The organism is Ruegeria sp. BF6, assembly GCF_056538665.1.
The window spans coordinates 1-15,581 of record NZ_JBQFTN010000015.1; the positions used below are offsets into that span (position 1 = coordinate 1).

A 15,581-nucleotide genomic window follows, 5' to 3' on the forward strand; every position below is an offset into this window, starting at 1 on the left:
GCAAATCCGCCGCATAATCAGACCAATCAGATGGGCCACATCCTCTCTTAGATCAGAGCGCCATCTGTCCCAAAATCCCTGACGACGGACAATCTCCCGGACGAATGACCACATATAACCAGCCTCCGTTTCCTAAATAGATGAACCCATCGTCTCGCAACCCCTCAGAAAGACCATAAGCGTTCTTTGACTCGTCAATTGATCCTTTGAATTCTGGTAAATGCTCCAAGCAAACCACCTCGAATGCTTCCAGAAGACGGTGCGCTCCATCTTCCACCTGACTACCTTGGGCCGATGCGATTGATATGACGCTGAAGCCCAGTACAACGCTCAGCCAACAGCCACGTGCATACTTTCGCATTTGTCTTGATACCTTCCTATACGTGAATAGTTCGTCATAATCACAACTTAGGCTATTATTTTTGATGCTAGTAACATCCACGGCAAACTGAGCACGTAATGGAACGCGTTTCACGCTACTTTCACTCGTTCCATTTCTCTTACTTTTTTATATCCGCTTTGCTGATAACACCCGCTCAATACCGGATTACGCGCTGAGGAAATATTGGCACAAAAATCAACACCATCTTTCGGCATGTGACAGTAGTAATCCTTCTCGTGGAGGGGCACCGGTTAAACCGAACAACTCCAATTGTTCCCTTGTGACCGTGCATTCAAACCTATGGTAAGCAACACTTAAAGTTAAAGTCGCACGATCTCCCAACCTCGTATTTAAATATCGGTATTCTTTAAGCAGTCTATAGTCAGTGTTCTCATCGGCACTAATTAGATACTGCCATTTCGCAAGATGATCTACATCATCACCCATTCCTGCACTTATATAGTGGATGCCTGATGAGGGAATATCAGGTAATAGGGTTCGAAATTTCTTGGATAATTGTTCATCCCTGCCATCCACGTCCAAGTATACCGAGCATTCATCGCCCCTGGAAATAGTCACAGATTTAACAAAACTGCCAGAGTTGAGAGGTGTCCAAGTTCTGTCCTTTCGATCATCAAATGATGCTCCAAATTTTTCGGAAGCGTAGTCTTTAGATCGTCTGAAGTCGGGAAGCCCATCCAGGCAGATTTCTTTGAACATGTTGAATGCTTGTTGGAAACTTGCGCGCGCTTTCCCATTTTGCAGTTTCGAACCTTCCTCGCCATCAGAGGCTGACGCCGTCAGAAACGTTCCAAGGCTTGCTAAAATGATCAGTATGTAACATTTGCCGGTGATCGACACAGTTCGCACCTTTCATGAAAAAGAAAAAACTCAGCCCCGGATGTGGGCTGTTTAGGTGAATCTTATTGAATGAGAAATTTGAGTTTTGTCGTCATTGAAAGGATTGCCAGCAAGGATACTTTCGGTTTCAACCTTTAGGAGGCTACACTGAGCATTCTAAATCCACTTTAGAATTGCTTCGTTGCCTTCATAAAACTTGGTAACCGCGGTGTTGGCCTGATCAACACTGCAAACATTTTCCGCAGGATATTCGCCATATTGGCCACCGGCACAAATTTCAATCAGATCGTCCTTTGCCTCGGCATCGCTAGCAAGCGTCAAATTCTGTCCACCGCCCGTAAAGGTGACAATACAATGCTGTCCTCCTCCACCAACCATTAGTGTACTGCCGTCGGCGCGCTCAAAATAGGCAAGGGTGTGAACAGCACCATCCAACATACCAACGATGTTTGTTGCTTCGGATACCTGCGTAACTTCATAGGTTTGCTCAACGTTTTTTACACCTTGGCGTTTATCTAAGATCGCTTTCATTATCTTGGCCTGATTACTAACGGGCCCTCCGGCCCAATGACTGTAAGCTGGTTTAGGCCAAGTTGTTCAACCATTGACCTAATCCCACCATTTTGGTTGCATGCTGTACAGGGTGTACGGTCCACATATAGTGTTAAATCTTGACCACGTACATCAATCCCGCGTTGTTGAATTTGGTTCAGTGCATCGATTTCAGCATGGGTACGTGAAATCGCATTTACACCTGCCACAGGCTGTCCGTGCCCGTTGATGCCGTAAATCTGTTGGCCGTTCACTTCCACCATCGCCAATGTGCTTCGATCTGATGTCGAGCCTGCCGGCGGCAATCCAAGTTCATCCCTAAACTGCGCAAGGTCCTCAAACCCAGTTCGATTAACGACATTGGGTACAAACTGGTTTCCGTCGTCGAGATACCCAATGGCTCCATCAATATTTGTGACCAAAAAGCGTCCGGTGTCATCGACGGTCTGAGACACGGGTTTGAGGATGTTGCCGACATCGTCGAACACCGCGATGATTTGATCGCCGTGTTGCATTACTAAACGACCGCCTGTCGCAGCTGTCGCACCACCCACAGCAAAGAAGGTTTGACCCGCAGTGGCACCACTTAAACCCAGCCCTGCTTCACCGACGGCAGCGGTCAGATTGGTGAAGCAGAGAGGATTGGACGAGCAAGCTGCAAGTGCCGCAACAACCTCTGGCCCTGCAATAATTGCAGCTCCAACCAGCGCTGGGGCCGCGCCTGCGATCATCAGTGCCGTTGCGCCGTTTTCAAACTCCTCTTGTCTGTGTTTGGAAAACGATCTCAGGCAATCCGTGCCGACAGAGCAATTTGCTGCCGCAAACTCGTGATAGTCACCCAACAAGGTGCCATCAAAGTTACCCTTGTTGAAGGAAATGACGTAGCCTTGATAAAGGCCCTGATCATCCAGGCCGAGCAGACCTTCGACAAGTGCGTTGTCTCTTACATCCAGACCCGCGTCCGACAGTGCTTCTTCAAACCTATTGAAGGTATCCGCATAAACCGACTTCAAGTCCCTCAAATCGTCGAGAATACCTTGGACGCAGGCAATGTCGCTGCTGCTGATACAGCTGTTCAGCTCCAGGTTCTGAGCCATTGATGTGGCAGTGTATTCCAGCAAATGCTCTTCCACACAGGAAGTATCACCTTCACAGCTCTCTATGTTCGCAGTGAGTTCGGCCCATTGATCATGGGATAGGTAGTTGTTTTCGAGGCCACTTCTGGCAACGCTCGAAGCCACCACAACGTTGTCTGCTTCACCACCTGAGAAGGCAAACCCCGCCAACGCACCAATGACTTCAGAGTTTGCAAGCGCCTGCGCCCTCTCCTCCGGAGGCAAGTCTCCGAGCGTTCCTGCGTAAACACTCTGTGCGATTCCGCCTGCTGCACCAGCGGCGCAATCGGCGTCAGACGCCTCGGCAGCAGCGCAGCCTGCAAGGGCGTGGAGCAGTACATGCCCAGCCGAACCTTCCCAATTTTCAATGCCACTACCCAAATCACCGATCTCGAATTGAGCATCTGCCAGCGTCAGATTGGTGACTGTCTGTACAAGGCTTGCAGAGAACCCCTCAGCGAAGTCCGTCCCGTAGACGGCTGAACTCAGACCGGAGGAAATTGAGCCGTCCAACGCCCCTTCCAGAATGCCGGCCACCGTGAGTTGTGGACCTTTCGGATTACCAAGACCATTGATCAGCGCATCATTCAGGGGGCTGTTTTCGGGGATATTCAGGTTGATGCCTGATGTGAGTCCTGCTGATGCACCTGAGAACGCAGCTGCTTCCAAAATCGCGCCCAGGTCGAGATCTCCGGCTACGACACCATCCAACGTTTCGACGAGCGCTGTTGAAGTGAACGCATTGGCTCCATTGGAGACAGCTACCGAGGTCAGGTTTGGCAGCAACTCACCGACTAGCTGAGGCGCGACATATGCCGCCACCACAATTGACACCAGCGCCTTAAACGCAGGCGAGAGCTGCGTTTTCTCTTCATAGAAGTACTCATCTGCCAGTTCCTGGCTGATCAGTTCCAGCCCGTCTATGGCCAGAAGTTCCTCAGGATAGAGATCTTGCGGGTTCAGCGCATCAACACCTGCGGTTTGGTATACCACCAACTCAGCATCGCCACCGATGTCGAAATTCATGCCTTGTCCGGCAAGCAATTCGGTCAACACGGCCGTTTCCGTAAAGCTGGTCTCGGTGATCGTGGTCATGGTGACCAGACCCATGTCGGTCTCGAAAAACTCGGAGCGGTGACTGTCGATGGCGGCTTGAACCGAGAAATCACCACCTGTTGTGATGTTCAGGTTCTGACCAGCAGACAGCGTTGCGCCGACAAGCGTTGTGTCAGTGCCGGACACGATGCTTAGATCCAGGGCCGCCAACGCATCTGTGCCGGTGTTGATGTGATCGACCGTATGCAGTTGGCTGGATTTGCTCAGCAGCCCACCAAGGTAGCTCTTTTCTTTGACATGCGTCTCTTCGAACACGTCGGTGTAGGTGCCAACGAGGATATTGCCCTCAGTCGCAGTGAGGTTGATATCACCTGTGACGCTGGCAAGTTCTGTCCCAGCCGTGGTCAGGTCACCTGTCTCAGCGATAACATCTATGTCACTGCCAGCGGTGATCCCGACACCTCGATTGGTGACGGCAAGTGTGGATCGCGTTTCCTTCTTCTTCGACAAGAACCCGCTGCTGGTTTTGCGGGTTTCTGACTGGTAGATGTCTTGCGCAGCCGCAAGAACCACATCGCCAGCCGCTGCCAGATGTGCCTTTCCGCCCGCATCAATCTGCGTGCCGACCAGGACCGCATCACCACCCGCGTTGGCGATAAAGTCCCCACCTGTGGACAGTTGCGTAACCTGGGCGGTCAGGGTCAGGTGATCCGTGCCGTTTTTCGCATCGCCTTCGCTGTATTGAACACCAGACTGCTCGGCGAGCAGGTAAAGACTGCCACCTGCCGTCAGACGCGTGTCCCCTGTGACCTGAGCCTGAACACCGGCTAACGTCATGTCAGCAGAGGAGATGATCGACAGGTCACCACCCACGTCAAAGCGCGAGGCAAGATTCTCGGTGATCTTGGTGACGCTTGTATTGGTGTAATATTCTTCTGTCTGCGCCAGACCTTCGATAGTAACATTGCCAGCAGCAAATATTGAGGTGTCAGAGCTCGATCTGATCACCAGCGCCTTGCCTGAGAAATTCCCACCCGTGATGATGTCAACCAGATCACCACCAAGTTCGGTGTCCTCGAATGTAATGTTCCCGAAGGATGTCAGGGACAATGAGCCATTCTCAGAAATCAGCGACCCACCCGAACCGGTAATCCGGCCAGCAACGATTGTCAGATCACCAGTTTCTGAGGTGTTGGCTTTGTCCAGGGAAGCGAGCAAGCCTGTATCTGACAAGCCGAACCGGTCACCAAAGCCGTTGAATCCTGTCCCCGGACCCTGAACTGCGTCCCCGCCTTCATAGGAGGTTTCGTCGCTCGGATATCCATTCCATTCAGCGGGTCGATTGATGTTCTGGAACAGCTCATCCTGGATTTGCAGGCGATCCAGAAAATAGTCGGAAGAGATGAAGTCTTCGTAGGAAACCGGGGTTGTCCCGAAGTTTGTCCGACCCACTCCAATCAAGGTATCCAGGCTGGCCAGTTCCTGAAGCTCTGGTTGAACCGGTGTCAGAGACGCCCCGGGGACAACGAGGTCAGGCAATGGCGCGCTTGTCACGGCTGAACTATCGCGCGGCGCAACAACGTTCGAGGTTCCGGATCTGATATCGCCATTCGCCACAACTGATGTGCTGCTGATGTTGACAGCGCCGCCCGCCAGGATTTGGCCTATCTCCGACGTAGCTCCGTTGGAAGTCTCACGCGAGACTGGCGAATAGGTCACTCTTTCTGTGCGTGTGGTGAAGGCCGCGTCACTTCCGCCGCTACCCTCGTTGATCTCGATGGTCAGGTTTCTCGTGTATGTCGCAGTGTGCGTGACCCGGGTGTCCTGATACCCATTGTTAGCAAAACTCGAGCTTTGAACGTCGATGCCGCCTTCAGCAGAGATCAAACCAGCGTCGTTGCGCACAGTATCTGCCTGAATTGCAATGCCTGCGCCCGACAGAATTTCCGGCTTAGCCCCGGAAGCCGCAACAGACGTGCCTGTGCTCCATGTAACACCGCCCCTGTTCGAGAACACGCCGTCAAAGCTATAAATGGTTGCGCAGCTGCTCGCTCTATCCGCACCGCCATTCGACCGGCTGCTGGTGAAACAGCTTTCTAGTTCGAGATCAGCTGGATTGGTTGAAACCCTTCGGCTGGCTGTCTTATTGTCAGGATTTCCCGCGAATATCTCCACACCCGACGGTGAGGGTTCAGTCACTATGCTGTCGAAACGGTTGTCAAAAGTCTCTGCTTCGATAGCGAGGCCACCGTCCGCTTCGATGCGTCCAGATTGGTTGAGGACAGTGCCATCACGGGCCACAAGCTGCATTGTGTCACCGGACTTCAGCAGACCACCGCGGTTTTTCAGATCCGAACCGCTGCGCAGCTGAAGGTCACCGCTGGCTTTGATCGTGCCGCGGTTTTCCAGATCACCGCCAAGATCGAGCAGGAGATCTCCATCAAACAACACCTTTTCTGATGCGCCGACAGACAACCCACCTGAGTCCAAGGTGACGGCAAGCCCATCACCTGCGCGCAGCTGGTTGAAATGAGATGCATTGAGCCCGCCGTTCAATGAACCCGACTGAAACTCCAACACGGATTGACCCACCGCCAGTGCATCTGCACCTAAGCTGGTTTGTCCAGTCACCGCTACATTGGTGTTCCGCGCATTGATCTGCCCCTGAAGGTCGAGATCCCCCGCTGTCACCGACAGATTTGCCTGCTGCCCTGCGACCAGATCACCATCGATGATCGCCTGATCCTGAGCTGTCACCGACAGGCTTTCGACGGCAGCGATCTGGGATTCGTCGCTTGTCCGGATCTCGTCACCGGCTACGGTGACAGATTGCCCCCGTGACGATCCTGTGTGAACAACCGACCCGTCTGTCGCCTGAATGGTCAGCTCTTCAAGCGCCTGCGCCTGACCGTCAATCCGGGCGTCACCTCCGGTGAGAGCCACAGACTCCGCAATCAGTTCAGAATCCGCACCTGTTACAAGCTCAGTTCCGGCCGTCAGCGAAGCCGCTTCCAGGGCAGCGGCTTTGCCGTCGAACGTCAGCAGTGTCAGCGCATTCACATCAATGGACTGAGCGAAGACTTCGGAGTTGCCGTCCAGCCCCACAGAGCTTCCAGTTGATGCAGCCGCAAACGCGTTGCGCGCCACAATCGCGCCGGAAATGTTCAGCATCCCCGCGCTTTCCAGACGGATTGCACCGCCCGCTGCCTGACCGTTGAAGGTCAGGTCGCCATTGCTGGTTCTGATGTCGATCAAATCTCCGCTCTCGGAGGTGATCGCACCTTCCAGAAGGATCGGACCCTGGTTGCGGACCTGGACGCGCCCACCCGCACGGATCTGCGGTGTATGACCACCAGCAGGAGCGCCCAGCGTAAGCTGCCCATCAGCCCGCAGCGCAATGTTGGTTGAGGACGCCATATCCCCATTCAGACGCACGCCCACGCCATTTTCGGTGGCAATCAAACGGATTGCGTTGGCATACATGCCACCAAGAGCGGAGACGTCCACAGCCAATGCGGGGGCAGCCCCTTCACCGGCCTGCTCGGTGATCCCGGTCACCGCGCCCGTTTCCGGATCGTAAGACCAGTTATAGTCCACCTGGTTGGCACCGGCGACGACATTGAGCTGATCTGCACGCATCTTGCCGTAGATCGCTGCGGCACGGGCGATCACATCGACGCGGCTGGTGTCGGTCAGAGCAATCCTGTTCTCCGGGTTCAGACCTCCGGTGCCGATTGTGACCGTACCCCGGCGTACATCGAACCCGGTGAGCGCACCGTTGCCGGCAAATTGCGGCTTACCGGTCGTTAGGGTCGCACGGCCAGTGTTAATGAAGCCGCAGCCGTTGCAGGTGATGCCAAACTCGTTGGCGACCACCACGTCCATGCGCTTTCCGGCCACTTCCAGAATGCCGTTCAGCTGAGTCTGATTGCCCCCGACGACCTCACCGATCCAAAGATCGGCCTCTCGTCCAGGCCTCAGATTGCCGTTGCCCTCAATCACGCCACCGAGCTGCGTGTTGGTGATCGTGGCCGAGTTGTTCAGGATCAGATCGTCGGCCTGAAAGTCGGTGTAGACATCGTGACTGACACCCGCGCCATTTGGGGTCGAGATGTTGATGACCGTTGTGCCGTTTAGCGACTGGTCGACATGTGGGCGCGGACCTGTGTTCGGGCCGACAGGCTGGATGTTCTGCGCATGAAGCAAAGCAGGTTGTATCGTCAACGCAAGCGTCAGGACCGAAGAAACAACTTTCTCAAAAACACGACTACGCATGGTTACGGCTTCCCAAATTACTTTGCTCAACAAAACGCTTCATCAGAACTGCAACCTCAGACTGACATACCCAACGGTCTTGTCGGATTCGAAGGCTGGATTGGTGTTGGGTGGGGACTCGTCAGGTCGGCTTAACGCGTGCGCCACCTGCATCTGTAAGGTAACCTGATTGTTCATAATGATGTCTGCGCCAAGGCTGATACCTGCCAGATGATCCTGAGACCAGCGGAGCAGGGCCGACGGTTTGACATACCCGAAGTCGAGGCCCGCATTCATGCGCACTTCAAACCTGGGCGCCTTATAGGCTCCCCATTCGACGGTGTTACGCAGATAGATCCCGGTGTCGCCATAGAGGCTGTTGTCGTGAAAGCCCCGAACGGTGCTCCAGCCACCAATGCCGAACTGTTCAATACCCGGCAGGATATCGTCCGAGTATTGCCCGGCCAGCGTACCCCGATAGGTAAGCCCGCTTTTCCCTAGCGGAGCAGAGAAATCAGCGCGGAGTTTCACAAGACGGAATTCCTGATCGATGACGCTGAGTTCAGGAATGTCTGCCCCTAGCGCATCAAGCCCGGCTTTCACGCCTATGTTCCAGAACAGCCGACCCTGCCCGATGGTGCTTTCGCCCCGAAGGCCAAGCGAGGCAACTGTGAGGCGCTGGCGCTGACTGGTGATCTCGATATCGTTGATCGAGGTTTTGGTTCTGTTCAGCTTCAGATCACCGTAGGCATAGACCTTCGATGTCTGGTTCCGCATCAACAGTCGCTCAGTCAGCAGGATCAGATATTGGCTGCGTCCTTCTGTGACAAAGGACTGGTTGATGCCTTGGGTGATGAAGCGATAGTCGCTCGTTCCAAAATCCGCATTGAACAACCAGTTGCCCACCGGCAAGCCCCAGTTGACAGAAACAGAATCCGAATAGCGTTCACCACGTTCTTCAAATGGAGTGGTGGTGATTCCGATCCGCAGCTGGTCATTGAGGTTTAACCCGTTATCGAGTCCAAATGTGCTGGTGCCTTTGATCCGGCCGGTGGACTCAAAACCGGAATTGTCGAATTGGAAATCCAAGTACCATGGGCGTCGCTCTTGCACGTCAACCTGAATGAAGGACCCGCCAGGTGTTTCTCCGGGCACGAGCTGGAACTGGCCGCTGGCCGACCGGGGTGCGTTGATATTCTCTAACCCCTGTTCCAGATCGCGCAGGTTCAGAAGGTCACCACGTGCAGTCGGAAAGGCCGTATTCAGACGCGCATCCGCTGGCTGGCCGGTTCCATAGACATAGCCTTCTATGCGGCCCGGCACGATGGTGATCGCCAGAGACCCGTCTGCAATGTCCTGTTCCGGCACGTAAGCGCGGGTCGTGATGAACCCCAACTCCTGATAGAATGTGTTGATCAGGTTCAATGTCTGCGCGATGTCGGCTGCTGTCGCACAGGTGCCGATCAGATCGCGATAGCCTTCGGGTTCTCGTTTGAAGGCCTCAAAACCTTTGAGATCAATACTGCGGATCTCAAAGCAAGGGCCACCCGGGGGAGGAACATAGAGCTCCTCTCCAGTGGCTCGGTCCTGTACCACATCCTCACGTTCTTCGAATTCCCGGCGGCGTTGTTCCTGTTCTTCCGTTTGCTGGGTTTGCTGCTGAAGAATTTCGTTGCCGATGCGCTGCAAATCACCGGGTGAGACGCCTTGCGCTGAAACGGCTGCTGCCGTCAGCAGAAGCGCGTTGAGACCGAGTACTGAGGTCAGGAAGAGGGATCGCAAACCCATCAGTTGTCCCCCGCCGTTCTGAATTGATTGTAAGCGGCGGTGAACCCGCGCAGAGAAACCGGGAAATCAACCGCCTTGTCGCGAGCGGTCCAAACTCGGGCTTTGACTTCCAGCCCCCTCCGGAATGCCGCCAGGACATCTCCGTCCATCCGAAACCCCGCGTGGCAGCCAAGCTGATCGCAAACCTCATACAAGACTTTGAAGGGACGGCGTTTGTCCACGTGCAACTCGATGCCCGGAGCCAGATAGACACCAACAGGAACCGTTATGACTGCATAGCTTTGGCCCGTGTCTTCATCGTCAGAAACGCTAAGCAGAAAGACTGGCGGGCCATTCTCTTCGGCGGCAACGCTCTGCATCATATGGCAGGCGACATCCTCTTCCACCGGCTGGCACAATACCCGCCAGTCCGAAAACACCTCTTCCGCAGACTGGGGCTCAATCACTTGTGCCAAGGCCGTCGACTGGAAGAGGGCGAGACCCATACTCACGGCCAGCCGGTATAGAGATCCGCTCCTCATGCGCATTCAAACCTGTAGGTTATGCGAACATGCGGCGTGTTTACGGGAAAGCTCGCAGTCTGGACCAATTGCCCGGCAGCAGCATTCCATGTCTTTTGTGTGTATGTCGTTTGTTTGTCGAAAGGGGCCGACACTGAGCGGGACATGTTGGTCGCGGGTCCCGCACAAATCTCGTTGAATGCGTTCTGGCTGAACTTATCCTGCTGATCGGCATGGTTTGCGCGCACTTCTATGGAGGCCGTAAAGCCGCCATTGCTCGACGGAGAGACGCTATAGATTTCTTTCAGGCGCTCAGGCGATGCACCTGAACACCCGCTCAGGAGACACAGAACAGCAACCGTGAGAAAAAGCAGATTTTTCATAACAGATGAACCAATCTGAACCAACAAAAACTCGAAGACCTGAAAACGGGGACTACTGCGAAGCCTGATGCAGTGGAGTTGCTTGCCATTCGCGGGCAAAGCTCTGTGCTGCCTCCAGATCATCACGGTTCAGTTGTGTGTTCAGAGTGTCTCGCAGGGTGCGAGCTTCTTCCATGCCCCGCGCGGACGCCAAATTGGCATAGCCATGCGCTTTGATAAGATCCTTATCCACGCCGTTGCCTGACTGATAGGCTTTGGCCAACTCAAAGAGCCCCAGAGGATTGCCAGCTCCCCCGGTGCGCGAGAAAATCTCAAAAGCGGTCTCATAATTCTGCGTTACACCTGCGCCATCGCGGTAGGCCTGACCCAGATAGTTGATGGCTGCTACGTGGTTCTGCTCTGCGGCTTGCTGCCAGAATGCCACTGCGCTTGCCGCATCCTGATCTACGCCCTGTCCATCCGCGAATAGTAAGCCGCAATTGAATGCGCTGTTGGCATCGCCGGACTCTGCCGCCGCACAAATCAACTCCGCAGCGCGCTGATAATCCTGCAAGATCAATTCGCCATTCAAGTACATCAAACCGAGCCGGTTCTTCGCTAACGCACTGCCCTGATCAGCTGCCGCGCTATAGAGCTCGACAGCGCGGCGCATGTCGCGCTCAGTTCCCAGACCCATCTCAAACAGGCGCCCGATGAAGAACGCACCATCTGCATCACCATCGTCAAAACCAGCCTGAAACTCCTCGACTGCGCCCGAAACATTACCAGCTTCAAGGGCAGCAATGCCCGCAGGAACGTCGGCATATGCGGCACACGCGATAGATGCAAAAACTGCTCCGCCAAAAGCGGTTCTCAAAATACCCATTCCGTAACCTTTTGTTTATTTTATTAGCTTCTCGCTAACAAAGCTCACAGCACACGTTAAGGGGGAAAATCATATCGAACTTCACTAAAAAGTTATGCGCCTTTGGTCTGTGACCGCAATGTGGCAATTCGCGTCGATTGGAGAGGTGCATGGCCTGTTTGGCGCCACATTTGTATCCATGAAAACAAAATGTCTGAGCTTTTTAACTTTACCGAACTGACCCGGGAGACAGGCGATCCAGCTTCAGAGCTGCTAAACGACGAATCGATTTCCGAAAAAGTTACTTCGCAAGTGTGATGCGGTTATCGACAAGCAAAAATACAGTAGAATGTCGCGCTCGAGTTTCCAACGGGACAAAAACGCCTGCTGGATGGCTACAACGCATGTCGCTCGGAGAATGACTTGGCTGGAAGAGATAGTTTTTTATGAAGAAAACGTCAATTCTTGGGACCATCCTGCCAGCTCTCAAAATTCGTCCAACATCTCTTCCAAGTATGCTTTTACGTCAAAATCAGGATCGACCTCTCCGATCTCGTCCGCACGCTGCATAATGTACTTTAACCATCAGTAACTTGATGACTGATGGGTTCCTTAGTCCTGCGCTCACCAAAGGCAGATCTTCTCAGAGATGGAAAGTCGTCGAAGCGGCTTCGGTCTTCGAATTCGAAAAGGAGTACATTTCGGCAAAAGCGTTGGCCGCTGACCTTCAAAGAGACCCATCAAATATGTGTATAGAGCTTTATAAGCAGGGTGTTGAGCCATTGGCGATTAATGGGAACAACCGGATAGTATTCCGTCGACGCGACCTACACTAAACTCACCTCTATCTTTTGCAAGCCGGCGCACCGCCGGCTTTTTTTCTTTGCCGTCGGAAGGAAAAACTATGCTGCCAAAAAGGAAGGTCCGATGAAGTAATTGGCATAGTCACATTTGATTTTATTGAGTTTTTTCTTCGCAAAAAGGTAAACCTTTAAGGGGCGATCCACTAACTGGAAAATTCACCATAGTTCTTCCGTTAATCCGCGTGTTTCTTCCATTTTATGGCCAACGCGCCATTTCACACCCAGTACGTGACCCATCGCTGCATATATTCCGTTCGGGAGTATCGACCGGTTTGAAGCGGTTTATTGTAATTTTGAAATGCGGAATTTATTATCGATCTTGCGCCAGATGCGCAGCGTATCGGCAAGAAGCCGCACGGATACGATCGCGATTTTGGGTCAAACCGATCAAGGGCCAATTTGCCGTTCTATAACCGTGATTCAGCCCAGAGCAAACGTAACCAGAATGGAAGACTGGCGGCTCAATCGCCGCAACCACCGCCATCACCCGAACCACAGTCACCTGCATCATCGTCGGCAAACGGGTCGCCACTTTCAAAAATCAGCGTCATCTCACTTGTGGAGGTCAGTCCATTGAGGGTGAACACAAAACAGACGAGCGGTATGCTCAACCAAAGCGCTCCAAATAATAGATTGCCACTTTGGACGATAGAATTGCCGCCGACGCAAATGAACACCGCCAAGAAGATCAGCAACACGAAAGTTCCAAACCTGTCTTTTTGCTTCCAAATCCCTTTTGGGGGTGTTCCAAACAGGGCCGAATAAGCTTTGACTGTGGCTTTGTAGTCATCCAGATGTTGCGGGCCCGGACTGCCGGGATTGTGGTGCACGGGTTTGCCAAGCTTCTTGCAAAAGACATCCCAATAGTCGCGGCTGTGCTGCATATGCAAATGCCACACCAAATCGACCGCCTTCGAGGGCACGTTGCGCTCAGTTCGCGTGGCACAAAGATACATAAATTTTTGATATTCGGCGATCGCTACATTGGCGGTATCGCGAGAGATGCGGTTTTCGGCCATCAGTTGTTCAATGAACGGCGTGCCTGCGGCATCATCAGGCATTTTGTGCGTTTTAATCAGCTCCCATAGCTGAGTATTGAGAGAGGTCATCGGAGCCTCCTATGTTTTCTCTTTTTTCAGTTTTTGACTAGCGCACAAATATGACAAGTATGTGACACCTTCCGGAATCTGCTTGCAGCAAGAATGCCGGAGACGAATTCAAAGCAAAACTGGCCTCGCTAATGCGCTAAGCAACATCGCATCGAAGCCAGCAGCCAAGGGCCGCATCTTGAATATCTTATGAGACAGGGCGCGCTGGTTTCCAACGGGCGATACATGTTCCTGACCGACGACAGCGGTGTCGGATATGCACACAACGAACCATCGACGACATGTTATCGCGTGACCCCCCTCAACGACCTTATGGTTCGCGTCATTCAAAGCGAGCTTAAACGGCATCGCATCGAAGCATCGAGCCGGGACGTGATCCGCGAAGTTGGAAGCTATAAGAATGGAGTCTGTCTGAACTAGAAACATCAAAACAGGAACGGTTTCTACATCCAAACGGCCTCGATCAAGGCGCTGGGTCACGCTTCTTCGATGTGTCTGGCGGGTTGCCAATTAAGACTTCACTCCTGTTTGGATACCGATGGTAACCAAAGCGTCGGTCAATATCGGCCCACTCCGGAAGTTCGTCATGCTATTGTTATGCTGCAGTTGCAGCCCGCATTCCGGACATTCGTTGCGCTTCAAAAATCTAGATAAGCTCCAATTCAGGTTTCGCGGACCAACCGGCCATTCAATTTGTGATTCTGAGTGGTAAGTTCTGGCGTTTCGGTAACAACAAAGTATGGACCCCACCCGTGTTGTGAGATGTCCCACCACTGCGGTAGGGGGCGCGTTCGGGTCGCATTTTGTTTCTGTAGGCGTCAAGCCGACCCGCATCTATCCGGGGTCACCCAGGGAGAATGGTCACAACGAGCGGTTCTATGGCACGCTCCGCCCGGAAGTGCTCAATGCCGAATGATTCACCACAACCGAACGGGCCCAGATCATCATCAATCACTGGCACAAGCAGTACTATCATGCCCGCCCTCACCAGGTGCTCAACATGAGACCACCAGCTCCGGAAACCGTATTAGAGAAACGATAAATCAGTGACCTAGGAACAGGGGCTGGACACAGTGTTAACGCTCAGAAGTAACCTGGGAAGAAAGCACGAGCGGTAGTTTGGCAGATATCCACCGCATTTTCCCTGCTGAACTCATCGGGGTGGGCGTGAAAATCGGTCCACAACCCTTCCAGCAAAGACATGATTGCCATAGCTACTTTTTCGGGATCACCTTGAGTTCCGCAAGCCTCGCAGAGCACCTTGCAGCAGCCGCGTACATGATCATGCAGATCAGTTCCACGGGTCTCGATGTAACCTGATCCAACTGCCTGGAGATCAGGTTCAGCGCGGAAGGCGAAGGTCAGTCGTACGCTGCGCTTGTTCAGCACTGCTTCTGAAAAATCCGTCTCGAATAACGCTTGCAGACGGGCAGCGGCATCTTCCGGGATACACACTTCTTGTGGTGCCTGGCTGGTAAAGCCCTGCCAGGCCGCATTGTATTCCCGCGTCATGTGTATCGCGAGTTCGCGAATCAGATTGTCCTTTGACTGGAAGTGCAGGTTAATCATACCGCGGGAGAGACCGGATTCCTCCTGGATTCGGCTGATTGTCGCGCCGCTCACCCCATGGCGAAGGATCACGTTGGCAGCAGCTTCCAGCAGCACTTCACGGTGCAAATCTTTGTCCACCTTCCGCTTTTTTCTTGTATCTTCGATACTTGTCATTTGCCTGCCCTTTTCTTCTCCCGGCCGGGTTAGCGCCTTTAGGACACCTTGCCCAATATCGAAATAAATTTCCATCGACAATGAACGTACATTCATTTACATCTAATGAATGTACGTTCATTCATGACAGCAATAACTCCGGACAGAGG

General features: G+C 53.3%; 11 protein-coding genes. 2 read left to right on the plus strand and 9 right to left on the minus strand.

The window, feature by feature from the left end; all coding sequences use genetic code 11:
- Nucleotides 1-52 precede the first annotated feature (52 nt).
- From ACR0IM_RS20495 to ACR0IM_RS20530, 8 genes are all read right to left on the minus strand, one after another.
- Nucleotides 53-475, minus strand: a complete 423-nt coding sequence (locus tag ACR0IM_RS20495) for a hypothetical protein (protein ID WP_480683065.1) — start codon at nucleotides 473-475, stop codon at nucleotides 53-55.
- A 102-nt stretch (nucleotides 476-577) separates the two neighbouring features.
- Entirely contained in the window at nucleotides 578-1,243 is a 666-nt protein-coding gene (locus ACR0IM_RS20500) for a hypothetical protein (protein ID WP_480683066.1), read from the minus strand.
- 156 nt (nucleotides 1,244-1,399) lie between these two features.
- A complete protein-coding gene (locus tag ACR0IM_RS20505; RefSeq protein WP_480683067.1) occupies nucleotides 1,400-1,774 on the minus strand; it encodes a hypothetical protein in 375 nt (124 codons plus the stop codon).
- Nucleotides 1,774-8,241: a two-partner secretion domain-containing protein gene (locus ACR0IM_RS20510; protein ID WP_480683068.1), complete on the minus strand. Its 6,468-nt coding sequence runs from the start codon at nucleotides 8,239-8,241 to the stop codon at nucleotides 1,774-1,776. Before ACR0IM_RS20510 ends, ACR0IM_RS20505 begins: the two co-directional genes overlap by 1 nt.
- A 42-nt stretch (nucleotides 8,242-8,283) precedes the next feature.
- Nucleotides 8,284-10,008 carry a ShlB/FhaC/HecB family hemolysin secretion/activation protein gene (locus tag ACR0IM_RS20515; RefSeq protein ID WP_480683069.1) on the minus strand — a complete coding sequence of 575 codons (1,725 nt, stop codon included), beginning with the start codon at nucleotides 10,006-10,008 and terminating at the stop codon, nucleotides 8,284-8,286.
- Nucleotides 10,008-10,493, minus strand: a complete 486-nt coding sequence (locus tag ACR0IM_RS20520) for an invasion associated locus B family protein (RefSeq protein WP_480595163.1) — start codon at nucleotides 10,491-10,493, stop codon at nucleotides 10,008-10,010. Before ACR0IM_RS20520 ends, ACR0IM_RS20515 begins: the two co-directional genes overlap by 1 nt.
- A gap of 450 nt (nucleotides 10,494-10,943) precedes the next feature.
- The gene (locus ACR0IM_RS20525) at nucleotides 10,944-11,756 is read right to left on the minus strand and encodes a tetratricopeptide repeat protein (protein WP_480643051.1); all 813 of its coding nucleotides are present in this window, start codon (nucleotides 11,754-11,756) and stop codon (nucleotides 10,944-10,946) included.
- A gap of 1,303 nt (nucleotides 11,757-13,059) precedes the next feature.
- The gene (locus ACR0IM_RS20530; protein ID WP_480683070.1) at nucleotides 13,060-13,707 is read right to left on the minus strand and encodes a glycine-rich domain-containing protein; all 648 of its coding nucleotides are present in this window, start codon (nucleotides 13,705-13,707) and stop codon (nucleotides 13,060-13,062) included.
- A gap of 189 nt (nucleotides 13,708-13,896) precedes the next feature.
- Here ACR0IM_RS20530 and ACR0IM_RS20535 point away from each other — a divergent pair, with 189 nt between their 5' ends.
- Together ACR0IM_RS20535 and ACR0IM_RS20540 are read left to right on the plus strand one after the other, a co-directional pair.
- Entirely contained in the window at nucleotides 13,897-14,127 is a 231-nt protein-coding gene (locus ACR0IM_RS20535; RefSeq protein WP_480683071.1) for a hypothetical protein, read from the plus strand.
- Nucleotides 14,128-14,446: 319 nt separating this feature from the next.
- On the plus strand, nucleotides 14,447-14,623 hold the full coding sequence (locus ACR0IM_RS20540) for an integrase core domain-containing protein (RefSeq protein ID WP_480683072.1): 177 nt from the start codon (nucleotides 14,447-14,449) through the stop codon (nucleotides 14,621-14,623).
- A gap of 167 nt (nucleotides 14,624-14,790) precedes the next feature.
- Here ACR0IM_RS20540 and ACR0IM_RS20545 read toward each other — a convergent pair whose 3' ends face one another.
- Entirely contained in the window at nucleotides 14,791-15,528 is a 738-nt protein-coding gene (locus tag ACR0IM_RS20545; protein ID WP_480683073.1) for a TetR/AcrR family transcriptional regulator, read from the minus strand.
- Nucleotides 15,529-15,581: the final 53 nt, after the last annotated feature.